23 protein-coding genes and 1 riboswitch are annotated in these 26293 nt (G+C 73.2%); of the genes, 12 read left to right on the top strand and 11 right to left on the bottom strand.

The window, feature by feature from the left end; all coding sequences use genetic code 11:
• Positions 1–31 precede the first annotated feature (31 nt).
• On the bottom strand, positions 32–883 hold the full coding sequence (gene purU, locus AOM04_RS05095) for a formyltetrahydrofolate deformylase (protein ID WP_062463285.1): 852 nt from the start codon (positions 881–883) through the stop codon (positions 32–34).
• A 156-nt stretch (positions 884–1039) separates the two neighbouring features.
• On the opposite strand from purU, the gene AOM04_RS05100 reads away from it, so the two are divergent.
• The 5 genes from AOM04_RS05100 (at position 1040) to AOM04_RS05120 (ending at position 6301) form a co-directional block, all read left to right on the top strand.
• Positions 1040–2377: a SpoIID/LytB domain-containing protein gene (locus tag AOM04_RS05100; protein ID WP_062463288.1), complete on the top strand. Its 1338-nt coding sequence runs from the start codon at positions 1040–1042 to the stop codon at positions 2375–2377.
• Between the two features lie 68 nt (positions 2378–2445).
• A complete protein-coding gene (locus AOM04_RS05105; protein ID WP_062463291.1) occupies positions 2446–2982 on the top strand; it encodes a GNAT family N-acetyltransferase in 537 nt (178 codons plus the stop codon).
• An 83-nt stretch (positions 2983–3065) separates the two neighbouring features.
• A riboswitch (ZMP/ZTP riboswitch) is annotated at positions 3066–3153 on the top strand.
• Between the two features lie 53 nt (positions 3154–3206).
• Positions 3207–4499, top strand: a complete 1293-nt coding sequence (glyA, locus tag AOM04_RS05110; protein WP_062463292.1) for a serine hydroxymethyltransferase — start codon at positions 3207–3209, stop codon at positions 4497–4499.
• Positions 4499–5371 carry a bifunctional methylenetetrahydrofolate dehydrogenase/methenyltetrahydrofolate cyclohydrolase gene (locus tag AOM04_RS05115; RefSeq protein ID WP_062463294.1) on the top strand — a complete coding sequence of 291 codons (873 nt, stop codon included), beginning with the start codon at positions 4499–4501 and terminating at the stop codon, positions 5369–5371. The genes glyA and AOM04_RS05115 overlap by 1 nt, the downstream gene beginning before the upstream one ends.
• A gap of 129 nt (positions 5372–5500) precedes the next feature.
• On the top strand, positions 5501–6301 hold the full coding sequence (locus tag AOM04_RS05120; protein WP_062463297.1) for an exodeoxyribonuclease III: 801 nt from the start codon (positions 5501–5503) through the stop codon (positions 6299–6301).
• A gap of 37 nt (positions 6302–6338) precedes the next feature.
• On the opposite strand, the gene AOM04_RS05125 is transcribed toward AOM04_RS05120, so the two are convergent.
• Positions 6339–7565, bottom strand: coding sequence for a galactokinase (locus AOM04_RS05125; protein ID WP_062463300.1), 1227 nt, complete (start codon positions 7563–7565; stop codon positions 6339–6341).
• Between the two features lie 73 nt (positions 7566–7638).
• Here AOM04_RS05125 and AOM04_RS14790 point away from each other — a divergent pair, with 73 nt between their 5' ends.
• Entirely contained in the window at positions 7639–8181 is a 543-nt protein-coding gene (locus AOM04_RS14790; protein WP_062463304.1) for a hypothetical protein, read from the top strand.
• Positions 8182–8427: 246 nt separating this feature from the next.
• Here the strand turns inward: AOM04_RS14790 and AOM04_RS05135 are convergent, their stop codons facing one another.
• The 4 genes from AOM04_RS05135 to AOM04_RS05150 form a co-directional block, all read right to left on the bottom strand.
• On the bottom strand, positions 8428–9552 hold the full coding sequence (locus AOM04_RS05135) for an Mrp/NBP35 family ATP-binding protein (RefSeq protein WP_062463307.1): 1125 nt from the start codon (positions 9550–9552) through the stop codon (positions 8428–8430).
• A gap of 61 nt (positions 9553–9613) precedes the next feature.
• Positions 9614–10150, bottom strand: a complete 537-nt coding sequence (locus AOM04_RS05140; protein ID WP_062463310.1) for a DUF1003 domain-containing protein — start codon at positions 10148–10150, stop codon at positions 9614–9616.
• Positions 10143–11450 (bottom strand): magnesium transporter MgtE N-terminal domain-containing protein, encoded by a 1308-nt coding sequence (locus tag AOM04_RS05145; RefSeq protein WP_062463313.1) that lies wholly within the window; start codon positions 11448–11450, stop codon positions 10143–10145. The genes AOM04_RS05140 and AOM04_RS05145 overlap by 8 nt, the downstream gene beginning before the upstream one ends.
• A 56-nt stretch (positions 11451–11506) precedes the next feature.
• Complete coding sequence (locus AOM04_RS05150) at positions 11507–12925, bottom strand: pyridoxal phosphate-dependent decarboxylase family protein (protein WP_082104393.1); 1419 nt, start codon at positions 12923–12925, stop codon at positions 11507–11509.
• A gap of 97 nt (positions 12926–13022) precedes the next feature.
• Between AOM04_RS05150 and AOM04_RS05155 the strand changes: the two genes are divergently transcribed.
• Positions 13023–14423 (top strand): aminotransferase-like domain-containing protein, encoded by a 1401-nt coding sequence (locus AOM04_RS05155; protein ID WP_062463316.1) that lies wholly within the window; start codon positions 13023–13025, stop codon positions 14421–14423.
• A gap of 67 nt (positions 14424–14490) precedes the next feature.
• On the opposite strand, the gene AOM04_RS05160 is transcribed toward AOM04_RS05155, so the two are convergent.
• The gene (locus AOM04_RS05160; RefSeq protein ID WP_062463319.1) at positions 14491–15474 is read right to left on the bottom strand and encodes an LLM class flavin-dependent oxidoreductase; all 984 of its coding nucleotides are present in this window, start codon (positions 15472–15474) and stop codon (positions 14491–14493) included.
• 125 nt (positions 15475–15599) lie between these two features.
• Here AOM04_RS05160 and AOM04_RS05165 point away from each other — a divergent pair, with 125 nt between their 5' ends.
• On the top strand, positions 15600–16178 hold the full coding sequence (locus AOM04_RS05165) for a VanZ family protein (protein ID WP_062463323.1): 579 nt from the start codon (positions 15600–15602) through the stop codon (positions 16176–16178).
• 1 nt (position 16179) lies between these two features.
• On the opposite strand, the gene AOM04_RS05170 is transcribed toward AOM04_RS05165, so the two are convergent.
• The gene (locus tag AOM04_RS05170; protein WP_062463333.1) at positions 16180–16371 is read right to left on the bottom strand and encodes a hypothetical protein; all 192 of its coding nucleotides are present in this window, start codon (positions 16369–16371) and stop codon (positions 16180–16182) included.
• Positions 16372–16459: 88 nt separating this feature from the next.
• Positions 16460–17866: an aminopeptidase P family protein gene (locus AOM04_RS05175; RefSeq protein ID WP_062463336.1), complete on the bottom strand. Its 1407-nt coding sequence runs from the start codon at positions 17864–17866 to the stop codon at positions 16460–16462.
• Between the two features lie 43 nt (positions 17867–17909).
• On the opposite strand from AOM04_RS05175, the gene AOM04_RS05180 reads away from it, so the two are divergent.
• On the top strand, positions 17910–18734 hold the full coding sequence (locus AOM04_RS05180) for a PHP domain-containing protein (RefSeq protein ID WP_082104397.1): 825 nt from the start codon (positions 17910–17912) through the stop codon (positions 18732–18734).
• A 24-nt stretch (positions 18735–18758) separates the two neighbouring features.
• Complete coding sequence (locus AOM04_RS05185; RefSeq protein ID WP_062463341.1) at positions 18759–18986, top strand: RNA-binding S4 domain-containing protein; 228 nt, start codon at positions 18759–18761, stop codon at positions 18984–18986.
• A gap of 171 nt (positions 18987–19157) precedes the next feature.
• On the opposite strand, the gene AOM04_RS05190 is transcribed toward AOM04_RS05185, so the two are convergent.
• Positions 19158–20810 (bottom strand): DEAD/DEAH box helicase, encoded by a 1653-nt coding sequence (locus tag AOM04_RS05190; protein ID WP_082104398.1) that lies wholly within the window; start codon positions 20808–20810, stop codon positions 19158–19160.
• Between the two features lie 218 nt (positions 20811–21028).
• Positions 21029–21673 (bottom strand): TetR/AcrR family transcriptional regulator, encoded by a 645-nt coding sequence (locus tag AOM04_RS05195; RefSeq protein ID WP_062463345.1) that lies wholly within the window; start codon positions 21671–21673, stop codon positions 21029–21031.
• A gap of 254 nt (positions 21674–21927) precedes the next feature.
• Between AOM04_RS05195 and AOM04_RS15050 the strand changes: the two genes are divergently transcribed.
• Positions 21928–24420 (top strand): beta-glucosidase family protein, encoded by a 2493-nt coding sequence (locus tag AOM04_RS15050; RefSeq protein WP_267127738.1) that lies wholly within the window; start codon positions 21928–21930, stop codon positions 24418–24420.
• 95 nt (positions 24421–24515) lie between these two features.
• Positions 24516–26216 (top strand): ABC transporter substrate-binding protein, encoded by a 1701-nt coding sequence (locus AOM04_RS05205; protein WP_062463346.1) that lies wholly within the window; start codon positions 24516–24518, stop codon positions 26214–26216.
• Positions 26217–26293: the final 77 nt, after the last annotated feature.

Raw genomic sequence — 26293 nt, forward strand, 5'->3', positions numbered from 1 at the left:
CCTGTGGCGCGTGCCCAGCGAACGGGGGGTGCTACTTGAAGACGATGGTGCGGTGGCCGTCGAGCAGGATCCGGTGCTCGGCGTGCCAGCGGACCGCGCGCGCGAGGGCGCGGCGCTCCACGTCGGCGCCGATCGCGGTGAGGGACTCGGGCGTCTGCGCGTGGTCGACGCGCTCGACGTCCTGCTCGATGATCGGGCCCTCGTCGAGGTCGCTCGTCACGTAGTGCGCGGTGGCGCCGATGAGCTTGACGCCGCGGTCGTGCGCCTGGAAGTACGGGCGCGCGCCCTTGAAGCTCGGCAGGAACGAGTGGTGGATGTTGATGATCCGGCCGCGCAGCGCCTCGGACAGCTCGGGGGACAGGATCTGCATGTAGCGCGCGAGCACCACCAGCTCGACGTCCATCTCCTCGACGATCGCGAGCAGCGCCGCCTCGGCGTCGGCCTTCGTGTCCGCGGTCACGGGGATGTGCACGAACGGCTTGCCGTAGAACTCCGCGAGGTCCTTGAGCGACGTGTGGTTGCCCACCACCGCGACGATGTCGACGGGCAGGGTCCTCGCGCGCTCGCGCACGAGCAGGTCGTTCACGCAGTGCGCGGCCTTGGACACCATCACGATGGTGCGCATGCGCCGGCCCGCGACGTCGAGGCGCCACGTCATCTCGAAGCGGGCGCCCACCGCGCCGATCGCAGCCTCGATCTCCTCGCGCGGCGCCGCGGAGGCGAACTCGACGCGCATGAAGAACAGCCCCGTGTCGGGGTCGCCGAACTGCTGCGACTCCGTGATGTTGCCGTCGTGGTCGGCGAGCACGCCGGACACGGCGTGGACGATGCCGGGCCGGTCGGGGCAGGACAGGCTGAGGACCCAGGAGGACGCGTCGGTCATGACGCCCAAGATTAGCGGGAACGACGTCGGTCGGGTCCGGGTCCGGCGGACATGGACAACCACGCCCCTCGGCGCATAGTTTGGCCCCGGGTGCCGGAACCGTCACCCGGGCGAAGTCGCCCGAGATCCCGGTCGCGGCCAGGGGAGGCCCTCAGCATGCTGTCATCCACGTCCGTCCGCGTCCGTCGCGGCGTCACCGCCCTCGGCACGGTGCTCGTCGCGCTGATGCTCGTGCTCGCGGCGAGCTCGGCACGCGCGGCGACCGACCCGCCCGCCGTCCCGGTGAGCTTCACGGTGAAGGGCGCGGGCTACGGTCACGGTGTGGGCATGTCGCAGTACGGCGCGCAGGCGATGGGGCTCGAGGGCAGGGATGCGGTCACCATCCTCCGCACCTACTACACGGGCACCAAGGTCGCCTGGGTGCCCGCGAGCAAGGACCTGCGGGTCGGGATCTTCGGGTCGGGGTCGGACGCCCGCGGCGCCGTCGACGTGGTGGCGACGGGCGCGTGGCGCGTGAGCTTCCTCGACGGCACGAGCACCAAGGCCCGCACCACGTGGACCGGCGCCGCCGGCGAGGTCCTCCACGTCACCCGGAGCGGCACCACCGTCAAGGTCACGCGCAAGGGAGGAGCGAGCGCGGTCGCGACCGGCCGCGTGAGGGTCGAGTGGGCGGGCACGCGCTACTACAAGTCGGGCTCCTCGGCGCCCGCGACCGTGTCCCTCCGCAAGGCCCGCACCACCACCTCCGCGACCCACGGCACCTACCGGCACGGACGGCTCGTCATCTCGGTGCCCTCGGCGGGCTCCCCGCTGCGCCTCACCGTGGTGAACCAGCTGCGGCTCAACTCCGAGTACCTGTACGGGATCGCGGAGATGCCGTCGTCGTGGACCTCCTCCGCCCTGCGCGCCCAGGCGATCGTGGCGCGCGGCTACGCGCTGCGCGCCTTCGCCGCCGGGATCGACCCGCAGTGCGACTGCCACCTCTACGACGACACCCGCTCCCAGAACTTCACCGGCTGGCGCAAGGAGAGCGAGGGCACCGGCGCGTACTACGGCAAGCGCTGGGTGGCTGCGGTCGACGGCACGCGCAGCGGCACCAGCGGCCGCGTGGTCACCTCCAAGGGTGCCATCGCGCAGACGGCCTACTTCTCGTCCTCCGGCGGCCAGACCGAGAACAGCGAGGACATCTGGTCGACCGCGGTGCCCTACCTGCGGTCCATCGACGACCCCTGGTCCCTGTCGACGATCAACCCGAGGCGCTCGTGGTCGCAGACCCTGACGCAGGCGCAGGCGCGCGCCGCGTTCGGGCTGCCCGACGTCGTCTCGATCAAGATCACCTCGCGCACCGCCGGCGGGTCGGACGCCGCCGTCACGCGGGTGAGGGCCACCTCGTCCACCGGCGCCACCGCGGTCCTCACCGGCGCCGAGACGATCCGCGCGCGGCTCGCCGCCGGCACCTCGCCCTGGATCCACCGGTTCACCGCGAACTTCTGAGCGGCCGGGGCGTCGCGCGGCGACGCGTCGTGCACCGCCCGCGGAGCCGTCATGCCAGGATGGGACCCATGAGCGAGGGAGATCAGATCCGCATCGACGAGATCGGTGTCGAGGATGCCGGCGAGCTGCTGACGGTGCGTCGCGCGGCGTTCGTGTCCGAGGCCCAGATCTTCAACGATCCCAACATCCCGGCGCTGACGCAGACGCTCGACGAGCTGATCGTCGACCTGCAGTCGGACACGGTCGTGACGCTCGGCGCGTGGCTGGGCCACCGCCTCGTCGGGTCCATCCGGGTCGGCATCGAGGACGGCAAGGCCACCATCGGCCGCCTCGCCGTCGCGCCCGACCAGCAGGGCCACGGCATCGGCACGCAGCTGCTGTTCGCGGTGCTGGGCCACCTGCCGGAGGACACCAAGGAGGTCTGGGTCTTCACCGGCCAGAACTCCAAGCACAACATCGCGATGTACAACAAGGCCGGCTACGAGCACCAGTTCGACCAGGTCGCGGGCGACCTCACGTACGCCTACCTGCGCAAGGTCCTCGAGGCCGGCGCGATCATCGACGACGAGGACGACGACGAGGCCGACCAGCACGCCGAGGCCTGACGGACGTCCCGCCGGGGACGATGCGCGGGCGAGGCCGCGCGCGGACGCGGGCCGTGCATCGTCCACCCGCACGTTGCTAGACTCCTGACTGCCGCGACTGGCGCAGTGGGCTGACCCACGGGGAGCGGCAAGGAGACATCAGACTGATGGTCGCACGCCTGGGCCACTGGTCACCGGAATCACGTATGCCGGCGACCCTGCCGGCGGATAGACAAAGGACAGTCATGACGACCGACTCCAGCGCCACCGCAGCGGTGATGAACGCCACGCTCCAGGACTTCGACCCGGAGATCGCCCAGGTCCTCGACCGCGAGCTGGGCCGCCAGCGCACCTACCTCGAGATGATCGCGTCCGAGAACTTCGTGCCGCGCTCCGTGCTCCAGGCCCAGGGCTCCGTGCTCACCAACAAGTACGCCGAGGGCTACCCGGGCCGCCGCTACTACGGCGGCTGCGAGGAGGTCGACGTCGCGGAGACCATCGCGATCGAGCGCGCGAAGGCGCTGTTCGGCGCCGAGTACGCGAACGTGCAGCCCCACTCGGGCGCGACCGCGAACGCGGCCGTGCTGCACGCCCTCATCGAGCCGGGCGACACTATCATGGGCCTGTCGCTCGCGCACGGCGGCCACCTCACGCACGGCATGAAGCTCAACTTCTCGGGCCGCCTGTACAACGTCGCCGCGTACGGCCTCGACGAGCAGACCCACCGCGTCGAGATGGAGCAGGTCCGCGAGCAGGCCCTCGCCGAGCGCCCCGACGTCATCATCGCCGGCTGGTCGGCCTACCCCCGCCACCTCGACTTCGCGGCGTTCCGCGCGATCGCGGACGAGGTCGGCGCCAAGCTGTGGACCGACATGGCGCACTTCGCGGGCCTCGTGGCCGCGGACCTGCACCCGTCGCCCGTGCCGCACTCCGACGTCGTCTCGTCGACCATCCACAAGACGCTCGGCGGGCCCCGCTCGGGCCTCATCGTCTCGCGCGACACGGTGCTCGCGAAGAAGCTCAACTCGGCCGTGTTCCCGGGCCAGCAGGGCGGCCCGCTCATGCACGTGATCGCCGCCAAGGCGACGGCCCTCAAGGCCGCCGCGGGCGATGAGTTCAAGGAGCGCATGGCACGCGTCCTCGAGGGCGCGAAGATCCTCGCCGAGCGCCTCACCGCGCCCGACGCGATCGAGGCCGGCGTGAACGTCGTGACCGGCGGCACCGACGTGCACCTGGTCCTCGTGGACCTGCGCCACTCGCCGCTCGACGGCCAGCAGGCGGAGGACCTCCTCCACGAGGTCGGCATCACCGTCAACCGCAACGCCGTGCCGTTCGACCCCCGCCCGCCGATGGTCACGTCCGGCGTGCGCATCGGCACCGCGGCGCTCGCGTCGCGCGGGTTCGGCGCCGAGGAGTTCACCGAGGTCGCCGACGTCATCGCCACCGCGCTCAAGGGCGGCGCCGACATCGACGCGCTGCGGGCCCGCATCGCCACGCTCGCCGACGAGTTCCCGCTGTACGACGGCCTCGCGCAGTAATGGCGCAGGTACTCGACGGCAAGGCCACCGCGGCTGCCATCAAGGGCGAGCTGACGTCCCGGGTCGCCGCGCTCCGTGAGCGCGGCGTCACCCCGGGGCTCGGCACGCTGCTCGTCGGCTCGGACCCGGGCTCCACCTGGTACGTCAACGGCAAGCACGCCGACTGCGCGGAGGTGGGCATCGCCTCCATCCGCGAGGACCTGCCGGAGACCGCGACGCAGGAGGAGATCGAGGCCGCCGTGGCGCGCCTCAACGCGAACCCCGACTGCACGGGCTTCATCGTCCAGCTGCCGCTGCCCGCCGGGATCGACACCAACCGCGTGCTCGAGCTCATCGATCCCTCCAAGGATGCCGACGGCCTCCACCCGACCAACCTCGGGCGGCTGGTGCTGCGGATCTCCGAGGACATCGAGTCGAGCCTGCCGTGCACGCCCAAGGGCATCATCGAGCTGCTCGCGCGGCACGGCGTCTCGCTGCGCGGCAAGGAGGTCGTGGTCGTGGGCCGCGGCACCACCGTCGGCCGCTCGATCGGCCTGCTGCTCACCCGCAAGGACGTCAACGCGACCGTCACGCTGTGCCACACCGGCACGGCGGACCTCGCGTCGCACACCCGCACGGCGGACGTGGTGATCGCCGCGGCGGGCGTGCCCGGCATCGTCTCGGGCGACATGGTCAAGGACGGCGTGGTGCTCGTGGACGTGGGCGTCTCGCGCGTCACCGACCCGGAGACCGGCAAGTCGAAGGTCGCCGGCGACATCGCGGCCGAGGCGCGGGACAAGGCGTCCTGGTACTCGCCGAACCCCGGCGGCGTGGGCCCGATGACCCGCGCCATGCTGCTGTCCAACGTCGTGGAGACCGCGGAGCGATCCTGAACGATTCGCAATGACACTTGTGGCTGGTGTGACGGGTGTGAGAAGGCGCGGCGACCTCCGGTCGTCCGCGCCTTTCTCACCCGTCACACCGCTCACAAGTGTCATTGGCAGTCGGGTACCGTCGTCGCCATGAGAATCGCTTCCGTCAACGTCAACGGCGTGCGCGCCGCCGCCAAGAAGGGCATGGGCGACTGGATCGCCGCGTGCGAGCCGGACGTCATCTGCCTCCAGGAGGTCCGCGCCCCGCTCGAGACCACCGCGGCGCTCGTCGGCGAGGGCTGGCACGTGGTCGAGCAGGCGTGCGAGATCAAGGGCCGCGCCGGCGTCGCGATCGCCTCGCGCACCCCGCTCCTCGACGTGGTCGCGGGCGTCGACGCGCTCGGCGGGGACATGGGCGAGCCCGTCCACACCGGCCGCTGGATCGAGGCGGCCGTCGACAGCCCGTCGGGCCCGGTTCGCGTCGTCTCGGTCTACATGCACTCCGGCACCGCGGGCACCCCGAAGATGGACCAGAAGTACGCGATGCTCGAGGCCATGACCGCCCGCCTCGCGGTCCTCCGCGACGAGCACGATCGCGTGGTCGTCATGGGCGACATCAACATCGCCCACACCGAGAACGACATCAAGAACTGGAAGGGCAACCTCAAGTCGGCGGGCTTCCTGCCGGAGGAGCGCGCCTACCTCGACCGCTGGGTCGACGCCGGCTGGGTCGACGTCCACCGCGCGCTCGAGGGCGTCAAGCCCGGGCCCTACACGTGGTGGTCGCAGCGCGGCCAGGCCTTCGACAACGACTCGGGCTGGCGCATCGACTACCAGTTCGCGAGCCCGCTGCTCGCGGCCAAGGCCGCCGCCGTGCGCGTCGACCGCCAGGTCTCGTGGGACTCCCGCTGGACGGATCACGCGCCGCTCGTGGTCGACTACGCGCTGTAGGTGACCGACGCATCGTCCCTGGTGAGGGGACGATGCGTCACACCAGCAGGTAGCGCGGCCGCGGGATCGCGTAGGTGTCGAACACGGCGTCGACGCGCGCGGTCACGGCGTCGATCTGGGCGGCCCGCACGAGCGCCACGGCGCAGCCGCCGAACCCCGCGCCCGCGAGGCGCGCGCCGAGCGCGCCCGCCTCGACCGACGCCTCGACCGCGAGGTCCAGCTCGGGCGTGCTCGCCCCGAAGTCCGAGCGCAGCGACCGGTGCGAGGTCAGCATGAGCGCGCCGATCTCGGTGAAGCGGTCGTGCGCGGGGCCCAGGCCGCCGAGCTCGGCGACGGTCTCGCGCACGCGCTGGTCCTCGGTCACGATGTGGCGCGCGCGACGATGCACCGTGGGGTCCGCGATCGCGCGCACCCGGGCGAGGGCGTCGGGGGAGTCGGCGAGCGCGCGCAGCGAGCGCACCCCGAGCGTGGCCGCGGCGAGCGCCGCGTCGCGGCTGCGCCGCCCGTACGACTCGCGCCATCCCTCGGTGCGGGCCCCCGTGTCGATGAGCAGCAGCCGCAGGCCGTAGTCCGGGAAGTACAGCGGGTAGCGGGTGAGGACCGGCGGCTTCTCGGCGAAGTCGAGCAGCACCGCCTCGTCGTCGGCGCACCGCATGACCGTGTGGGTGTCGAGCCGCCCGCACGGGAAGCCCACGTAGACGTTCTCGGCGGCCCAGCACGCCTCGGCGAGCTCGACGGCGCCGGCCTCGGTGTCGAGCGCGAGGCCCCACGCGGCGTCGGCGGCCCGCGCGACGGCGCACGTGAGCGCCGCGGAGGAGCCCAGCCCCGACGTGGGCGGCAGGCACGAGTCGATCGCGAGGTCGAGACCCGTGACGGGGTAGCCGCGCTCCTCGAGGGCCCACACCACGCCGGCGACGCGCGACGGCCACCCCTCGTCGGACGGCTCGAGCGCGTCGAGCGCGCCCTCCCAGCGCGGCCCGGGCCCGCGGACCTGGTCGCCCTGGGCGGTGACGGCGCGCAGCGCCTGGTCCTCGCGGCGGCGCACCGCCACGAACGTCCGGTGCGCGGTGATGGTCGCGAGGGTGAGGCCCTCGGAGTAGTCGGTGTGATCGCCGACGATGGTGAGTCGACCCGGCGCCGAGACGATCGCGTCGGGCTCGCCCTCGAACGCGTCCGAGAACAGCGCGCGGGCGCGGTCCTGCCCCTCGTCGATGCTCCAGGGAGCGATCCACAGAGGCGACTCGTCGGGGGGCGACTGCGTCACGCCGCCATTGTGACAGCGCGCCGGTCCGGCACGCAGGCGCGCGTGGAAGAATGCGAGGGTCGAGGAGGTCGCCATGACCAGCGAGCCCGCACCGCAGCCCGAGCCCGAACCGGAGGGGGCCGCCGCGCCCGACCACGCTCCCGCGCCCGACCCCGCCGCCGCATCGTCCCCGCCGCCGTCCGTGCTCGAGCGCGTGCGGCGCAACCGCGTCGGGGCGCTCGCCGCCGGCCTGCTCGTCGCGCTCGCGGCCGGGCTGCTCCTCGCGATCCTGGTGCCGACGGACCCGAACCTGCTCGCGCTCACCCTGCTGGGGGCGCTGCTGACCGCGGCCGTGGGGTTCACGGTGCGCGAGCTGTCGCCGCGACGCGGGCTGCTGGACCAGGGTGCGGCGTTCGTCGCGACCGTCATGGGCGTGCACGTGATGGCGGTCACCGGGACCCTCGACGGCATCGGGGGAGGGCTCGCCAAGCAGGTGCTGTCGATGATCGGCGCGACCGGTCCGGGCTACGACGACGCGCTGCTCGCCTCGCTGGCCTCGCCCGCGTTCTCGACGGGCGGGATCCTGTGCGGGCTCGCCGCCGCGATCATCGTCGGCTGGGGTCCGCGGCGGCCCTGACCCGGCTCGCCCTGTGGTTCGGGACGCTCAGTCCTCGAGAATCCGCGCGGAGCCGCATCTCGGGACGCTCAGTCCCCCCGGGGAGCTCATGGTGCCCCGCGGGACGCAAGGACGGGATGTCCCGCGGGACGCAAGGACTGAGCGTCCCGAACGGGGCCTTCGCGCCGAGAGCCGAGGACTGAGCGTCCCGAACGGGGCCTTCGCGCCGAGAACCGAGGACTGAGCGTCCCGAACCGCGGTGGCGCGCTACCGCTTGACGGGCGTGACGCCGAGCGAGCGGCCCGCGAGGCCGCGCTGACGGGTCGTGAGCCTGCGCGCGACCTCACGGATCGCCTCGGCCGCGGGCGACTCCGGGTCCGAGATCACCACCGGCGTGCCGGCGTCCCCGGCCTCGCGCGCCGTGATGTCGAGCGGGATCTGGCCCAGCAGCGGCACGTCGGTGCCGAGCACGCGCGTGAGGCGGTCGGCGACGGTCTGGCCGCCCCCGGACCCGAACACCTCGAGGCGCGACCCGTCGGCCTGCTCGAGCCACGCCATGTTCTCCACGACGCCGACCACCGACTGCGAGGTCTGGGTCGCGATCGCGCCCGCACGCTCGGCGACGCCGGCCGCCGCGGACTGCGGGGTGGTGACCACGAGGATCTCGGCGTGGGGGAGCAGCTGCGCCACGGAGATCGCGATGTCGCCGGTACCAGGGGGAAGGTCGAGGAGGAGGACGTCGAGGTCGCCCCAGAACACGTCGGCGAGGAACTGCTCGATCGCGCGGTGGAGCATCGGCCCGCGCCACACCACGGGCTGGCCCTCGGGCACGAACATGCCGATCGAGACGGCCTTGACGTCGTGCGCGATGGGCGGCAGCAGCATGTCGTCGATGCGGGTCGGCTGGCCCTGGACGCCGAGCATGCCCGGGATCGAGAAGCCGAAGATGTCCGCGTCGAGCACGCCCACCTTCAGCCCGTCCTGCGCCATCGCGGCCGCGAGGTTCGCGGTCACCGTCGACTTGCCCACGCCGCCCTTGCCCGACGCGATCGCGTAGATGCGGGTCATGTTGCCCGGCTGGGTGAACTGGATGACGGGCTCGGGCTTGCCGCCGCGGAGCTTGGAGCGCAGCTCGAGGCGCTGCTCCTCAGACATGACGCCCAGCTCGATGCGCACGTCGGCGACGCCCGCGACCGAGCGGGCCGCGGCGTCGACGTCGGTGGTGATGCGCTCGCGCATCGGACAACCCTGCGTGGTGAGGTCGATCCCGACCACGGCGAGGTCGCCCTCGACGTCGACCGAGCGGACCATGCCGATCTCGGTGATGGGGCGGCGGATCTCGGGGTCGATGACCTTGGCAAGGGCGTCGCGGATGAGCTCGACGGTAGGCATGGGGTCAATCGTAGGCGGTGCGGCACGCCCCCCCGACGCGGCCCGGGGACGATGCGCGGGCTCAGCGCGAGCGGCGCGTGGGCTTGCGCGGTTCCTCGGTGTCGTCGTCCGACTCGTCCTCGTCGTCGTCCCGCAGCTCCTCGCGCAGCTCCTCGAGCAGCGCGCGCAGCTCGGAGCGGACGAAGTCGCGGGTCGCGGTCTCGCCGAGCGCCTGGCGCAGCGAGGCCACCTCGCGCGCGAGGTACTCGGTGTCGGCGAGCGAGCGGGCGGCCTGCTGGCGGTCCTGCTCGGCCGCGACGCGGTCGCGGTTGTCCTGGCGGTTCTGCGCGAGCAGGATCAGCGGCGCGGCGTAGGACGCCTGGAGCGACAGCATGAGCGTGAGCCCGATGAACGGCCACGGGTCGAACTGCTGCTTGTCCGGGCCCCAGACGTTCCACGCGCCCCACACGGCGACGAAGACGGTGAGCCAGAGGATGAAGCTCGGCGTGCCGAGGAAGCGGGCGATCGCCTCGGCCCACTGGCCGCTGCGCTCGGTGTCCTGGCGGCGGCGGAAGAGGCCGCGGTCCACGCCCTTGGGGCGGTCGAGACGGTCAGCCATGGACGCCTCCCTTCGCGGTGTCGGGCTCGGACTCGGTCTCGTCCTCCTCCATGTGCTCGCGCCAGTCGCTCGGCAGCAGGTGGTCCAGGACGTCGTCGATCGAGATCGCGCCCACGAGGCGGTGCTCGTCGTTGACGACGGGCAGCGCGAGGATGTCGTACGCCGCCATGCGTCGCGCGACGACGGACAGGTGGTCGCCCGGGTGCAGGGGGGCGATCGCCGGGTCCACGAAGGACCCGATGGACTCGTGCGGGGGCTCGCGCAGCAGCCGCTGGATGTGGACCAGCCCGATGTACCGGCCGGTCGGCGTCTCGAGCGGCGGGCGCACCACGAACACCATCGAGGCGAGCGCGGGCGCGAGCTCGTTCTTGCGCACGAGCGCGAGGCACGTGGCGACGGTGGTCTCGGGGCCCACGATGACGGGCTCCGTGGTCATGAGGCCGCCCGCGGAGTTGTCGTCGTAGCCGAGCAGCTGCTCGACGTTGCGCGCGTCCTCGGGCTCCATGAGCTCGAGCAGGGCCTGCGCCTGGGGCGCGGGCAGGTCGCCCAGGAGGTCCGCCGCATCGTCCGGATCCATCGCCTCGAGCACGTCCGCCGCGCGCTCCGACTGGAGCGTCGACAGGAGGACGATCTGGTCCTCCTCGGGCATCTCCTCGAGCACGTCGGCGAGGCGCTCGTCGTCCAACGCGGCGGCGATCTCCGCGGAGCGCGACGGGCTCATCTCCATGAGCGCGGCCGCGAGGTCGGCGGGCTTGTGGTCCTCGAACGCCTCGATGACCAGCGACGCGCCCTGGTTCTTGTCGCGCACGGACAGGCCGGTGACCTGGTCGACGTCGACCACCACGGCCTCGCCGCGGCGCGAGAAGCCGAGCACGCCCTTGCGGCGCTCGCCCTTGCGCACGTACAGCTTGGTGAACCGCCAGGTCCGGGTGCGGTCCTGCTCGATCGCGATGTCCTCGATGTACGCCGTGGACTTGTCCTCCTTGAGGCGCACCGAGCGCTCGAACAGCTCCGCGATCGCGAGCGACTCGCCCGTGCGCGCCTTGAAGCGGCGCAGGTTCACGACGCCCGTGCAGATCACCTGTCCGGGGCTGATGGAGGTCACGCGGGTGAGGGGCATGAAGACGCGCCTGCGGCCCGGGACCTCGACCACCAGCCCCACCGCGGTGGGAGGCGTCCCACCGGTGCGGCGGATCACGACGACGACGTCGCGGACGCGCCCCACCGTGTCGCCGATGGGGTCGAAGACGGGGGTGCCCGCGAGGCGCGCGATGTAGACGCGGTCGACTCCGGTGCTCATGGGGCAAGAGTAGTCCCGGGCGGGCGTCCCTCCTGGGAGGTGGGACGATGCGCGGCTCAGTCGCGCACGGCCGCCCAGCAGGCGACGATCGCCGCGGCGCTCACGTCGACGTCGTCCCTGGTGGTCGCCTGGTCGGAGACGGAGATGCGCATCGCGCGGCGGCCCTTCCACGTCGAGGCGCCGGCCCACATCGTCCCGTCGCGCTGGACCGCGTCGATCACCGCGTCCGTGGTGGCCGCGTCGCCGAACGCGACCAGCACCTGGTTGAGCGCGACCGGCGCCAGGATCTCCGCGCCGGCCGCCTCGAGGCGCTCCGCGAACCGGCGGGCGTGCGCGCACGTCCGGTCGATCAGCTCCGCCACCCCGTCGCGCCCGTTCGCGGCGAGCATCGCCCACGTCTCGATGCCGCGCGCCCGCTGCGACATCTGGAGCCCGAGCTGCATGAGCGGGCGCGCGTCGCCGCTCGCGACGTACGCCGCCTGCATCGCGGTCGCCCGCTCGAGGTCCGCGCGCTCGCGCACGATCGCGACGCCCGAGTCGTACGGCACGTTGAGCTGCTTGTGCGCGTCCGTGCCCCACGAGTCGGCGAGCTCGACGCCCGCGACCTGCTCGCGCAGCGCCGGCGACGCGGCCGCCCACAGCCCGAACGCGCCGTCGACGTGGACCCAGCCCCCCGCATCGTGCACCCGCGGGATGATCCCGGCGAAGTCATCCGAGGCGCCCGTGTTGACGTTGCCCGCCTGGAGGATCACCAGGGTGAGCGCATCCGTGTCGTCGGGGAACGCCTCCACGCGGACGGCGCCGCGCGCGTCCGTCGGGACCGTCTCGACGCGTCCGACGCCGAGCCCCGCGAGGCGCAGCGCCTTGAGGATCGACACGTGCGCCTCCTCACCGGTGACCACGCGGATCGGGGGCGCGCCGAAGAGCCCGCGCTCGTGGACGTCCCAGCCCGCCCGGGCGAGGAGCGCGTCGCGCGCGACGAGGATCCCCGTGAGGTTCGCGAGCGTCGCGCCGGGCGTGAAGGTGGCCGTCGCATCGTGCGGCAGGCCCAGGAGGTCGACCACCCAGCCGGCCGCGACCTCGTCGAGCACCGATGCGACCGGAGAGCCCACCGGCAGCGAGGGGTTCTGGTCCCACTGGCCGGCGAGGACGGCAGCGGCCGCGGCGGCGTTGTCGACGCCGCCGTTGACGAACCCGAAGAACCTGCCCTGCGCCTGCGCGACGGTCGCGGGCGAGCCGAACGCGTCGAGCTCCGCGAGGACCTCGCGCGCGTCGATACGTCCGTCCTGGAGCGGGCGGCGGAAGACGTCCAGCGCGGCGACCGCGTCGGGTCCCGGCGCGACGGGACGATGCGCCGCACCGGCGAGGTACGAGCCCGCCCGTCGCGCGGCCTCGGTGACGAGCGAGATGCGCTCCCGGGTCGCGGCCAGCGCGCGGGGGCTCGTGAGGGCGGGGGTGAGGTCGACGGTGCTCATGACGCCCATCCTGGGGCGACTGGCACTCTCGTGACAGGTCCGGATCATGCCCGTCTGGCACTTGATCGAGGGTGCCACTTTGCGCTGGAATGGACCCATGCGCACCACGGCCGACCAGCTCGCGGGAGTCCTCGACCATTGGAAGTCGGGCACGGGCCCGCTCTACCAGCAGCTCGCGGACGCCATCGTGGCGCTCGCGGAGTCCGGGACGCTCGAGCACGGTGCGCGGATGCCCTCCGAGCGTGCGCTCGCCACCCGGTTGCACCTGTCGCGCAACACCGTGACCGCCGCCTACCAGCGGCTGCGCGACCAGGGGTGGCTCGAGGCGTCGGCAGGGTCCGCGCCGCGCCTCGGCACGCGCTCGCGCGGAGTGGCGGCGCTGACCGCGCAGGACCGCTTCTCGCGGATCCTGGTGGGGCAGGATCCGCCGCTCGTCGCGCTCAACACGGCCTCGCCGCCGCCGGCGCCCGCGGTCTCGGCCGCGCTCGCGGCGCCCGAGGCGCTGCTCGACGGGCGGGCGGCGTTGGGCAACGGGTATGCGGCGCTCGGCGACCGCGACCTCACGCTCGCCATCACGGATCACCTGCGCCGGCAGGGGATCGCGGCCCGCCCCGACGAGGTGGTGGTGACGTCGGGGGCGCAGCAGGCGCTGTGGCTCGCGGTGACGGCGCTCGCGTCCCCCGCGACGCCCGTCGCGCTCGAGGCGATCACGTACCCGGGCGTCTTCGACGCGATCGCGGCCGCCGGGTCGCGGCCGTTCGCGCTGCCGATGACGGACGAGGGGCTCGACGTCGAGGGCTCCGCGAAGCTGCTGCGCGCCGCCGAGCCCGACCTCGCGTACCTCACCTCGTTCAACAACCCGACGGGCACGTCGCTCGCGGACGCCGACGCGATCCGGCTGCTCACCGCCGCCAAGCTCGCGGGCACCACGATGATCGACGACCGCACGCTCGCCGACCTCGCGCTGTCGGGTCGCCGGCCACGGCCGTTCGCGTCGCTCGGCACGGGCGCCTCGGTGATCACGATCGGCGGGATGTCGAAGGTGTTCTGGGGCGGGCTGCGCATCGGGTGGCTGCACACCAACGCGACGCTCGCGGCGCAGCTGCGGCACCGGCGCGCCGCGATGGACCTGGGCAGCCCGGCGCTGTTCCAGCGCGTGGGCGCCGTGCTGCTGCGCGAGGCGTACGACGACACGCTCGAGTGGCGGCTCGCGTCGCTGCGGGAGTCGCTCGCGGCGACGCGTGCCGCGATGCGCGAGGCCGGGCTCGACTGGGAGGCCGTCGACCCGGCGGGCGGGCCGTCGCTGTGGGTGCGCCTGCCGGGGCTGTCGTCCGAGCGCTTCGCCGAGCGAGCCGAGCGGGCGGGCGTGCCGGTGGTCGCCGGCGCGGCGTTCTCGGTGGTGCCGGGCGCGGGCGTGGACCGGTTCCGGCTGCCGTTCTACCTGCCGCCGGAGGAGATGCGGCTGGGCATCAAGATCCTCGCGGAGCGAGCCGCCTGACGATTCGCAATGACAAATGTGACGGGTGTGACTTGCGCCTTCGGCGCAGTCACACCCGTCACATTTGTCATTGGCAGTCGCCCGCGAGCTCGACCGAGCGGATCCTTGCCGCGGGGTCGAGCGACGGGTGGACGGTGATGAGCTCGTCGGCGCGGGCCTCCTCGGCGAAGGCCTCGAGCCCGGCGCGGACCTCGTCGGGCGTGCCCACGGCCGCCTTCGACATCATCGCCGCAATGCCCGCCCCCTGCGGGGTGGTGAGGAACGCCTCGATCTCCTCGTCGGAGTACGTGCGTCCGGCTTGGCCGCGGCTGATCATCGCGCGCACGCGGTTGCGGCGGGCGTCCGCGAGCTGGGCCCGCGCGTCGTCCCCGTCCTCGGCCGCGACGACGTTGACGCCCGCGATCACGTACGGCTCGGGGTGCGCCTCGCTCGGCGTGTAGGTGCCGCGGTAGAGCGCGACCGCCTGCTCGAGCGCCTGCGGCGCGAAGTGCGAGGCGAAGGCATAGGGCAGTCCCAGCTGCGCGGCGAGCTGCGCGCCGAAGAGCGACGACCCGAGGACGTAGAGCGGCACGTTCGTGCCCGCGCCGGGGGTCGCGACCAGGCCGTCGGGACGCTCGGCGCCCGCGAGGAGGCCCTGCAGCTCGACCACGTCCTGCGGGAACCGGTCCGATGCCTCGGGCGTGCGGCGCAGCGCCGCGAACACGCCGCGGTCGCCGCCGGGCGCGCGGCCCAGGCCCAGGTCGATGCGGCCCGGGTGCAGCTCGGCGAGCGTGCCGAACTGCTCCGCGACCACGAGCGGCGAGTGGTGGGGCAGCATGACGCCGCCCGCGCCCAGGCGGATGGTGCTCGTGTGCGCGGCGACGTGCGCGATCACCACGGCCGGTGCGGATGAGGCGATGGTCGCCATCCCGTGATGCTCGGCGTACCAGACCCGGCTGTAGCCCGAGCGCTCCGCGGCGCGCGCGAGCTCGACGCTGTGCGCGAGGCTCTCGGCGGCGGTGCCGCCGGGGCGGATGAAGGCGAGGTCGAGCAGGGACAGCTTCGTGGGCATGCGGGGTCCTTCGATGGTGGTGCGGGGGTCCGGGGTCTCAACGCCGGGAAGTGGCACCCTATGCCCGCGCGCGTGGGGGCGCGTCTTGCCAGGGACGATGCGCGCGTCCCGGTACGTTGCCGAGCGTGTCCGAGATCCTGCGCACCGTCCCGCTGCCCCTCGTCGAGCTCGCGGTGGTCGCCGGGCTGGTCGCCGCGCTCGTGGTGGTCGTCCTCGTGCGGCGCGGCACGCTCGGCCGTGCCGGCGCCGCGCGCGTCCTGCTCGCCGCGGCGCTGCTGGTGATCGCGTCGGTCACCCTCCTGCGGCCAGCGGGACGGGTCGGCGCGGCGGGCTGGATCAACCTGGTGCCGCTGCGCTCGATCTCGGCGCTCTGGACGGACCCGCACGTGCTGCCCGGTCCGCGCTGGCAGATCTACGGCAACGCGCTCATGCTCGTCCCGGTCGGCTTCCTCGGGGCGCTCGCGGCGAGGAGGGTCTCGTGGACCGCGGGGCTGGCGTGGGCGACGGGAACCGCGGTGGTCATCGAGACGCTTCAGCTGGTCTTCGCGCTCGGCTCCGTCGACATCGACGACGTCATCCTCGCGGCCCTCGGTGGCGCGGTCGGGGCCACGCTCGCGGTCGCCGCGCGGCGGATGTCACGCGCGTGGGGCATCTCCGCCCGCGGTAAACATCCGGCCGCGGTTCGAGCGGCGACCGGTCCGTGACCTAGTCGATCGCGACGGGGTAGTACGTCCCCAGCATCGCCATGAGCGGGGACGCGAGGTGCGTCTCGCACGACGACGCGGCCGGGTCGGCCGAGTCCGAGCACGATCCTACGGACATCACCGGCGCGAGCACGAGGAAGGCGGCGAGGGCCCACAGGCCCCACCGCATCGTCCGCCGTCGGAGGTCGCTCACCCGTGCATCGTCCCACGTAGGCGCGCAAAAGCAAGCGGCGCGCCCTCCCGTCAGGAAGGACGCGCCGCCGCCAGCAGCAGAGACAGGCTCAGCGCCCCAGGCGCTTCATCCAGGCCTCGACCTCGTCGGGGTGGCGGGGCAGGGCGGCCGAGAGGTTCTCGGCGCCGTCGGCGGTCACGAGGATGTCGTCCTCGATGCGCACACCGATGCCGCGCAGCTCCTCGGGCGCCACCAGGTCGCCCTCCTGGAAGTACAGGCCCGGCTCGATGGTGAAGACCATGCCCGGCTCGAGCACGCCCTCCATGTAGAGGTCGCGCTTGGCCTCGGCGCAGTCGTGCACGTCGATGCCGAGGTGGTGCGAGGTGCCGTGGACCATCCAGCGGCGGAACAGCTTCGACTCGGGGTCGACCGACTCGGGCGCGATGCCCCACTCGGTGAGGCGCTTCTCGATCACGTCGACCGCCGCGAAGTGGATGTCCAGGAACTTGATGCCCGGCTTGACCAGGGCGAACGCCACATCGGCGGCCTCGCGCACGATCTCGTAGACGCGGCGCTGCGTGGCCGTGTACTCGCCCGAGATGGGGAAGGTGCGGGTGACGTCGGCGGTGTAGAGGCTCTCGACCTCGACGCCGGCGTCGAGCAGCAGCAGGTCGCCCTCGCGCACCTCGCCCGTGTTGGAGATCCAGTGCAGCGTGGTCGCGTGCGGGCCCGCGGCGGCGATGGTCTCGTAGCCCGTGCCGTTGCCCTCCTCGCGCGCGTGCCCGTCGAACGACGCCTCGATCACGCGCTCGCCGCGCTTGTGCGCGACCGCGCGGGGCAGCTGCGCGATGGCGGCCTCGAAGCCCGCGATGGTCGCGTCGACCGCGTCGCGGAGCTGCTGGATCTCGTACTCGTCCTTGACGAAGCGCAGCTCGGCCAGCGCGACGCGCACCGCCTCGGCCGGCTGCTCGCCCTCGAGGGTGCCCTCGGGCAGGTCGGCCAGCGCGGCGGTCGCGATGCCGGTCATGGCCGCGAACTCCTCGAGGCCCGGGCGGCGCCCGATCCAGAACTCGCCCGCGGCGGGGTCGGAGTAGAAGCCCTCGTCGCCCGGCTGGGCGGGCGGGAGCAGGTAGAGCGTGACGTCGTGGCCGTCCGCGACGGGCTCGAAGACGAGCACGGCGCCCGGCTCGTGGTCGAGGCCGAGGCCCGTGAGGTACGCGAAGTCGCTCGACGGGCGGAAGCGGTAGTCGGTGTCGTTCGAGCGCGTCTTGAGCTCGCCCGCGGGCACCACGATGCGCTCGCCCGGGAACAGCGCGCTCAGGCGCGCGCGGCGCTCGGCGGCGTACGGCGCGGCGGCGATGCGCGTGACCGCAACGTCCTCGTGGGCCGCCCAGTGCGAGCCCATGAAGTCCTTGAACTCCTGCGTGGTGGGGCGGCCGGTGCGGGCCTTGTTGGTCTCGTCCTTGTCGTTCACCTCGCCATGGTCCCACGCCGCACGCGGGACGATGCGACGCATCGGTTCCGGCGCATCGTCCGGGCCGCCGGGCGATACTGGGCCCGTGCGCATCGACCTCCACACCCACTCGAACGTGTCCGACGGCACCGGCCGGCCCGCGCAGGTGATGCGAGAGGCCGCAGCGGCGGGTCTCGACGTGGTCGCGCTCACCGACCACGACTCCGTCGACGGCTGGGAGGAGGCGTCCGCCGAGGCGGCGCGGCTCGGCCTCGCCTTCGTGCCGGGAATCGAGGTCTCCGCGCGGGACGGCTGGGTGTCGATCCACATGCTCGCGTACTGGCCGCGCCCGGACGATGCGCCGCTCGCCGGGATCCTCGCCCTCACCCGGGACGCGCGGATCGGGCGGGCGCAGGAGATGGTGGAGCGGATCGCCGTCGAGTTCCCGCTCGAGTGGGAGGACGTGGTCGCACAGGCGGGGTCCGCGTCGACCGTCGGGCGCCCGCACATCGCGGACGCGCTGGTCGAGCGCGGCCACTTCGCGACCCGCACCGAGGTGTTCGACGAGATCCTGCACAACGGCTCCCGCTTCTACGTGCACCATCACGCACCCGAGGTGCACGACGCGGTGCGCGCGATCCGCGCCGCAGGCGGCGTGCCCGTGTTCGCGCATCCGGGGGCGCACGCGCGGGGCCGGGTGGTGCCGGACTCGGTGATCGCGTCGCTGGCGGAGGCCGGCCTGGCGGGCCTCGAGGTGGACCACCGTGACCACGACCCGACCCAGGTGGAGCGGCTCGCCGCGCTCGCGGACCGGTACGGGCTGATCCGCACCGGGTCCTCGGACTACCACGGCACCGGGAAGCTCAACATGTTGGGGGAGCGGACCACGTCCGTCGAGTCCTACGAGGCGCTGCTGGCTCAGCGGGGGTAGGCGGGGCGACCCTATGATGCCCGGGTGAACGCATCCGCCCCCCGCCACGACGTCCCGATCTCGGGTGACGTCATCCGCCTCGGCCAGTTCCTGCAGCTCGCGGGGCTCACGGACACCGGCGGCGAGGCGAAGGAGGTCATCGCCGACGGCCTCGTCACCGTCAACGGCGAGGTCGACGTGCGTCGCGGTCGCCAGCTCCACGTCGGCGACGTGGTCGAGCTCGACGGCCGCGAGGCGCGCGTCTCCGACTAGCAACGCCCGTCGGCGGCGGCCCGGCGCATCGTCCTGCGAGGTGCTCAGTGCCCGAAATCCGGCTGAACGGGCAGTGAGCACCTCACAGCGCGTGAGGCCAGCCAAGCCGGCACCGCCGGAGACGCCGAAGGGCCGCCACCTTGCGGTGACGGCCCTTCGTCTCAGATCTGGCTACTCGCCGGCCGGCTGCGCCTGCGGCGCCGAGCCCTCGCCCGAGCCCGAGCCGCCCGAGCGGCGGCGACGGCGGTTGCGGCTGCGACGCGGCGCGGCCTCGCCCTCCGCGGTCGCGGCGGACGTGCCCTCGGCGCGGGGCTCGCGGGGAGCGGACGAGTCCGCACCCGCGCCCGCACCGGAGCCGCCGCGGCGACGGCGGTTGCGGTTGCGCCCCTCGCCCGAGCCCTCGCCGGAGCCGGAGCCGCCGGAGCGACCGCCGGAGCGCGAGCCGCCCTGACCGCGGCCACCGTCACGGCCGCCACGGCCACCGTCACGGGAGCCCGAGCCGCCGGTGTGCTTGCCGGTCTCGCCCAGGTCCTCGAGCGTCTCCGCCTCGAGGCCCTCGCGGGTGCGCTTGTCGCGCGGCAGGCGGCCCTTGGTGCCCGCCGGGATGTCGAGGTCCTCGAACAGGTGCGGCGAGCTCGAGTACGTCTCCTGGGGCTCGGGGTAGCCGAGGTCGAGCGCCTTGTCGATGAGCGACCAGCGGGGCACGTCGTCCCAGTCGACGAACGTCACGGCGGTGCCGGTCTTGCCCGCGCGGCCGGTGCGGCCGATGCGGTGCAGGTACGTCTTCTCGTCCTCGGGGCACTGGTAGTTGACCACGTGCGTGACGTCGGTGACGTCGATGCCTCGCGCCGCGACGTCGGTCGCGACCAGGATGTCGATCTTGCCCGAGCGGAAGGCGCGCAGCGCCTGCTCGCGGGCGCCCTGGCCCAGGTCGCCGTGGATCGCACCGGCGGCGAAGCCGCGCTCGCGCAGCTCGTCCGACACCTTCGCGGCGGTGCGCTTGGTGCGTGCGAACACGACGGTGAGGCCGCGGCCGTTGGCCTGGAGCAGGCGCGCGAGCACCTCGACCTTGTCGAGCGCGTGGGCGCGGTAGACGACCTGCTTGATGGCCTTGACCGTGGCGCCGTCGTCGTCGGGGTCGGCCGCACGGATGTGCGTGGGCTGCGTCATGTAGCGGCGCGCGAGCGCGACCACGGCGCCCGGCATCGTCGCGGAGAACAGCATGGTGTGGCGCGACGCGGGGGTCGCGGCGAGCAGCTTCTCGACGTCGGGCAGGAAGCCGAGGTCGAGCATCTCGTCGGCCTCGTCGAGCACCACGGTCTTGATGTAGCGCAGATCCAGGTGGCCCTGGTTGAGCAGGTCGATCATGCGGCCCGGGGTGCCGACGATGACGTCCGCGCCCTTCTGCAGCGCCTCGATCTGCGGCTCGTAGGCGCGGCCGCCGTAGATCTGGACGATGCGCACGGCACGCTTGCGCGACGCCGCCTCGAGGTCGGTGGCGACCTGCACGGCGAGCTCGCGGGTCGGCGCGACGATGAGCGCCTGGGGCTTGCCCTGCGCGTCGCCGAGGGTCTCGTAGGCGGGCTCGCCCGGGGCGGCGGTGCGCTGGAGCGCGGGGATGCCGAAGCCCAGGGTCTTGCCGGTGCCGGTCTTCGCCTGGCCGATGATGTCGTGGCCGGCGAGCGCGACCGGGAGGGTCATCGCCTGGATGGGGAACGGGGTGGTGATGCCCTTGTCTGCCAGGGCCTCCACGATGCGCGGGTCGACCGCGTAGTCGGCGAAGGTCTGGTCGGGCGTCTGCACGCTGGCGTGCGTCTCGGTCATGGTGCTCCGATGGATTCGGGGGCGCGGTCGCGCCGTTCAGGCGGGCAGCCGATCGCGAATCATCCTCAGAGCGGCTCGTCGCTGTCTTCAGCGGTACCGCGTTTCACATGACGACCGGTCAGCCCCGGGTCAGGTCACAGTGTACCGGGAGGCGCTTCCGCGGCGGTAGGGCCCGAGGTCTCGGGCGCGCCGCGGCGTCCGGAGCCGCGCGGGCGCCGTCAGGGCAGGTCGTCGCCCAGCGGCGAGGGGCGCGGGTCCAGCACCGCGGTGACGATCGCGTCGATCGCGAACCGGCTCGCCGCGGCCAGCTCGACGTTGCCGCGGTCCAGCAGCCACTGCACCTGGAGGCCGTCCATCACGGCGAGCACGGACGCGGACGCGTTGGCGACGGTGGCGGGCGCGTCGATGCCGCGCTCGGCGCACATCGCCCGCAGCGCGTCGGCGACCTCGCCGCGCAGCACCGTGTAGCGGTCCTCGAAGTAGGCGCGGCCAGGGTTGCCCTCGGTCACGGACTCCGCGGACAGCACGGCGTACGCCTGGACGATGCCGGGGCGGGCCTCGTTGGAGAACGCGGTCCGCACAAGGTGGCGGAACAGCTCCGCGCCGCCCGGGATGTGCTGCTCGTCCAGGCCCTCGACGTCGGACTCGTCGCGGTAGCGCAGCACCTCGACGAGGAGGCGGTCCTTCGACCCGAAGTGGTGGAGGATCCCCGCGTGCGTCATGTCGACCTGGTCGGCGATCTCGGCGAGCGGGCCGTTGTTGAAGCCCTTCTGCCCGAAGATCTCGAGCGCCGCCTGCAGGATCTCGCGGCGTCGCGCGAGCGTCTCGGGACGCGGCCGGGACGGTCGTCGTGTCGCTGTCATCGTCACCCTCTTCGGCGTCGTCGGCTCGTGTCGGTGCGACCTGCGGTGGTCGCGGGGCTGAGCCGCCGTCGTGGTCAGCGCCGAGTCTACGCAGGTGCGGACGGGGGTCCCGCCGCCCGTCCTTGATAACGGATCGGCAACACTTCCCGCCGCGGTTTGAAATAGTTACTGACTGCATTGTAAGTTCTCGGCCAGCAGGAGGGGACGACCCTCCGACCGCACGTTCGACTGCTCGATGACGAGGAGACCCCCAGGTGACACTGCCGTCGCTGACCGACACCGAGGCCCACGCCTCCGAGGCGCACGCCACGCTCGAGGGCTGCCGCGCCACGGCGCGCTCGCTGCCGCTCGAGACGAAGGTCGCCCTGCTCACCGGCCGCTCGATGTGGCACCTCCACGCGCTGCCCGAGATCGGCCTGCGCCCCGTGACGTTCTCCGACGGCCCCGTCGGCGTGCGCGGCCTGGGCGAGGTCGAGGGTGAGACCTCGGTGCTGTTCCCCACGCCGAGCGCGATCGCCGCGACGTGGGACGTCGCGCTCGCGTTCGAGGTGGGCCAGGCGTTCGGCCGCGAGGCCCGCGACCACGGCGTCGACGTGGTGCTCGCGCCGCAGGTCAACATCCAGCGCACGCCCGTCGGCGGCCGCCACTTCGAGTGCTTCTCCGAGGACCCGTTCCTCACGTCGCGCATCGGCGTCGGCGTCGCCCGCGGCATCCAGGACCAGGGCGTGGGCGCGTGCATCAAGCACTACATCGTCAACGACTCCGAGACCGAGCGCACCACGTACGTGTCGACGCTGGGGCCCCAGGCGCTGCGCGAGGTCTACCTCGCGCCGTTCGAGGACGCGGTCCGCGCGGGCGTGTGGTCGCTCATGGCCGCCTACAACGGCGCGGACGCCGGCACCGGCGCCGCCCCCATGACCGAGCACCGGGCGCTCAACGTCGACGTCCTCAAGGACGAGCTCGGCTTCGACGGCGTCCTCGTGTCCGACTGGGAGGCAGCCACCGACGCCGAGGCGTCCGCCCACGGCGGCCTCGACCTCGTCATGCCCGGCCCGGGCGGGCCCTGGACCGCGGGCCTCCTCGCCGCCGTCGAGGCCGGCCGCGTCGACGAGCGCGAGATCGACGACAAGGTCGCCCGCCTCCTGCTGCTCGCCCACCGCGTCGGCGCGCTCGGCCCCGAGCCGGCGCCCGTCACCCACGCCGCCGACCTGCGCGCGCTCGTGCGCCGCGCCGCCGCCTCGTCCATGGTGGTGCTGCGCCGTTCCGGCGTCGCCCCGTGGGATCGCCCGGCCCCCGCGACCGTCGCGCTGATCGGCCCCAACGCCGTCCGCCCGCACGTGCTCGGCGGCGGCTCCTCGACCGTGCACCCCGCGCACGTCGTCACGCCGCGCGAGGGCCTCGCCGCCCGCTGGCCCCACGCGCGCATCGTCCTCGAGCGGGGCGGCGACCCCCGCGCGTTCGCGCCGCGCCTCGACCTCGCCCGCACCTCCGGCGTCGCGGTGGTGCAGAGGGACGATGCGGGCGTCGAGGTCGCGCGCGCCACCCTCGCCGCGTGGGACGGCTGGGTCCGCGTGAGCGACCCCGCGGCGCGCGAGATCGAGGTGCGCGTGACGGTCCGCCTCGACGAGCCCGGCGTGCACCGCCTGTCGGTGGGCACCGTGGGCGCGCACCGTATCGTCGTCGACGGCGTCGAGGCGTCCGCGAGCGACGCGGCCGTGGGCGTCGAGTGCGTGCTCGACTCGTCGGTGAACAACCCCGCGGGCGCCGAGGTGGCGGTCGAGGTCGACGCCCCGCGCGACGTCGAGGTGATCGCGACCCTCGAGGTGATCGACGCCGGCGGCTACGGCCGCTTCGTGCGTGCCGAGCACCGCCACGCGCTTCCCGGACCCACGGCGGACGAGGAGATCGACGCCGCGGTCGCGGCGGCCCGCGCCGCGGACCTCGCCGTCGTGATCGTCGGCACCAACGAGGAGTCCGAGTCCGAGGGCTGGGACCGGACCACGCTCGCGCTGCCCGGCCGCCAGGACGAGCTGGTCGCGCGCGTCCTCGAGGCGAACCCCGACGCCGTGATCCTGGTCAACGCCGGCGCGCCCGTGCTGCTGCCGTGGCTCGACCGGGCCCGCACCGTGATCTGGGCGTGGTTCCCCGGCCAGGAGGCCGGCCACGCGATCGCCGACGTCCTCGCGGGCGAGGTCGAGCCCGCCGGGCGCCTGCCGTGGACGCTGCCCGCCTCCGTGGCGGACGTCCCGGTGCCGCACGCCGTCCCCGACCGCGGCATCGTCCGCTACGACGAGGGCGTCCACGTCGGCTACCGCGGGTGGGAGCGCTCCGGCGCGGAGCCGGCGGCGCCGTTCGGCCACGGGCTCGGCTGGACCGACTGGCGCCTCGACGCCGTCGGCGAGCCGCGCATCGTCCCCGGCGGCGTCGAGGTCGACGTCGAGGCGACCAACACCGGCGGCCGCGAGGGCCGCGAGGTGATCCAGGTGTACGTCGAGGCCCCGGAGGGTGCGCATGAGCGCCCCGTGCGGTGGCTCGGCGGATTCGTGGCCGTGCACGCGCGGCCCGGCGAGACCGTCCGTGCGAGCGTCACGCTCGACCGGCGTCGTCTCGAGGTGTGGGACGCGCAGGCGTCGTCGTGGGTGCTCCCCACGGGCGAGTACCGTCTGCGCGTCGGGCGGTCCGTGCGCGACCTGAGGCTGGACACCGCGGTCCGGCTCGAGGCGCCCGAGTCGAGGAGGGACGGCTAGCACGCGGCTCCCCGCCCCGCGAGGGGCGGATTGACAACGAGGTCAACGACCGCCGGCGGCAGGCCGGCGTCACATCATTGGAGAAGGAGAAGAGGATGAGGAAGTCCTCGTGGGTGGCCCTGTCCGTGGCCACGACCCTCGCGCTCGCGGCGTGCGCCGGCGGCGGAGAGGGGACCGACACCCCGACGTCCGGCACCACCGGCGGCACCGGCACCGGCAGCAGCGCGACGCAGGGCACCGCGGCCCTGACGATCGCCAAGCCCGACGGCGCCATCACGACCGAGAGCAACAACCCGTGGATCGGCGACTCGTCGGCCCTCAAGCTCGGCTACATCAACGCGATCCTCGAGCCCCTCGGGATCGTCAACCTCGTCGACCCGTCGCAGGACGTGAAGCCGTGGCTGGCGAGCGAGATCGTGTGGAACGACGACTACACGTCGGTCGCCCTGACCGCGCGTGACGGCGTCAAGTGGAGCGACGGCCAGGACTTCACGGCCGACGACATCGCCTTCACCTTCCAGATGTTCATCGACCACCCCGAGCTGGACTCGGCGGCGCTCGGCCTGAAGAGCGTCACCACCGACGGCGACACGGTCACCCTCGCGTTCGAGAACCCGATGTACGTCAAGCAGGACAAGGTGCTGCACAAGCTCATCGTGCCGAAGCACATCTGGGAGGGCGTGGCCGACCCGACCACGGACACCTTCGAGAACCCGGTCGGCACGGGCCCGTACACGCTCACCTCGTTCTCGTCGCAGAGCGTCCAGCTCGACGCGCGCGACGACTACTGGGGCGGCGAGCTCGCGGTGCCGACGCTGTACTACGTCTCGTACAACGACAACACGGCCCTGTCGACCGCGCTCGCGAGCGGCGACGCGGACTGGGCGCAGGCGTTCATCCCGAACGTGCAGTCGGCGTACCTCGACAAGGACCCGGAGCACAACGTGTACTGGGCCCCCGCGGGCCTCGGCATCGACACGATGTACGTCAACACCACCACCAAGCCGTTCGACGACGTCGCGTTCCGCAAGGCCGTCAACATGGTGGTCGACCGCACGCAGCACCAGGCGATCGCGCGTGAGGGCGGCGTGCCGCTGCTCACGTCGGTCACCGGCCTGCCCACGCCGGCCGGCGACGCGTTCATCAACGACGAGTACCAGGGCCAGGACTACGCGGTCGACGTCGACGGCGCCAAGTCGGTCCTCGAGGACGCCGGCTACACCTGGAGCGGCGACCAGCTGGTCGACCCGGACGGCACGAACGTGGAGTTCACGCTCCAGGTGCCGCAGGGCTGGAACGACTACGTGACGGGCATCTCGCTCATCGCGGACGAGGTGAAGGCGCTCGGCGTCGACGCCAAGGTCCAGACCCCCGACGTCGACACGTGGTGGGCGGCCAAGTCCAACGGCGACTTCCAGGCGATCCTGCACTGGACCGACACCGGCGCGACCCCGTACGACATCTACTCCAACATCATGGACGGCCGCTGGCTCGCCCCGATCGGGGAGGCCGCGAACAACAACTTCGGGCGGTACGACAACCCGGAGGCGACGGACGCGCTGAACGCGTACGCCAACGCGACGGACGATGCGACCCGCGCCGACGCGCTCAAGAAGGCCCAGGAGATCTTCGTCGAGGACGTCCCGGCCATGCCGATCGGCACGCGCCCGTTCATCAGCGAGTTCAACAGCCGCAACTACGTGGGATGGCCCTCGGACGACGACCCGTACGTCAACGCCGACCCGACCCAGCCCACGTCCGTGCTGATCCTCACGAGCCTCAAGCCCGCGAGCTGACGCACCGATGGTCCGGCGGGGCTGGGGCTCATCCCCCCACCCCGGCCCCGCCGGCACCGTCGCCCGACCTCGATCCC

The organism is Demequina soli, assembly GCF_000971195.1.
Classification (GTDB): Bacteria; Actinomycetota; Actinomycetes; order Actinomycetales; family Demequinaceae; genus Demequina; species Demequina soli.

Bases quoted from the DNA above. Each gene is read 5' to 3' on its own strand.
- AOM04_RS05195 (WP_062463345.1), bottom strand. From the start codon at position 21,673: ATGACAGCGACACGACGACCGTCCCGGCCGCGTCCCGAGACGCTCGCG.
- AOM04_RS05140 (WP_062463310.1), bottom strand. From the start codon at position 10,150: ATGGCTGACCGTCTCGACCGCCCCAAGGGCGTGGACCGCGGCCTCTTC.
- AOM04_RS05145 (WP_062463313.1), bottom strand. From the start codon at position 11,450: ATGAGCACCGGAGTCGACCGCGTCTACATCGCGCGCCTCGCGGGCACC.
- AOM04_RS14790 (WP_062463304.1), top strand. From the start codon at position 7,639: ATGACCAGCGAGCCCGCACCGCAGCCCGAGCCCGAACCGGAGGGGGCC.
- AOM04_RS05160 (WP_062463319.1), bottom strand. From the start codon at position 15,474: ATGCCCACGAAGCTGTCCCTGCTCGACCTCGCCTTCATCCGCCCCGGC.
- AOM04_RS05205 (WP_062463346.1), top strand. From the start codon at position 24,516: ATGAGGAAGTCCTCGTGGGTGGCCCTGTCCGTGGCCACGACCCTCGCG.
- AOM04_RS05100 (WP_062463288.1), top strand. From the start codon at position 1,040: ATGCTGTCATCCACGTCCGTCCGCGTCCGTCGCGGCGTCACCGCCCTC.
- AOM04_RS05105 (WP_062463291.1), top strand. From the start codon at position 2,446: ATGAGCGAGGGAGATCAGATCCGCATCGACGAGATCGGTGTCGAGGAT.
- glyA (WP_062463292.1), top strand. From the start codon at position 3,207: ATGACGACCGACTCCAGCGCCACCGCAGCGGTGATGAACGCCACGCTC.
- AOM04_RS05175 (WP_062463336.1), bottom strand. From the start codon at position 17,866: ATGCGTCGCATCGTCCCGCGTGCGGCGTGGGACCATGGCGAGGTGAAC.
- AOM04_RS05135 (WP_062463307.1), bottom strand. From the start codon at position 9,552: ATGCCTACCGTCGAGCTCATCCGCGACGCCCTTGCCAAGGTCATCGAC.
- purU (WP_062463285.1), bottom strand. From the start codon at position 883: ATGACCGACGCGTCCTCCTGGGTCCTCAGCCTGTCCTGCCCCGACCGG.
- AOM04_RS05155 (WP_062463316.1), top strand. From the start codon at position 13,023: ATGCGCACCACGGCCGACCAGCTCGCGGGAGTCCTCGACCATTGGAAG.
- AOM04_RS05190 (WP_082104398.1), bottom strand. From the start codon at position 20,810: ATGACCGAGACGCACGCCAGCGTGCAGACGCCCGACCAGACCTTCGCC.
- AOM04_RS05115 (WP_062463294.1), top strand. From the start codon at position 4,499: ATGGCGCAGGTACTCGACGGCAAGGCCACCGCGGCTGCCATCAAGGGC.
- AOM04_RS05120 (WP_062463297.1), top strand. From the start codon at position 5,501: ATGAGAATCGCTTCCGTCAACGTCAACGGCGTGCGCGCCGCCGCCAAG.
- AOM04_RS05150 (WP_082104393.1), bottom strand. From the start codon at position 12,925: ATGAGCACCGTCGACCTCACCCCCGCCCTCACGAGCCCCCGCGCGCTG.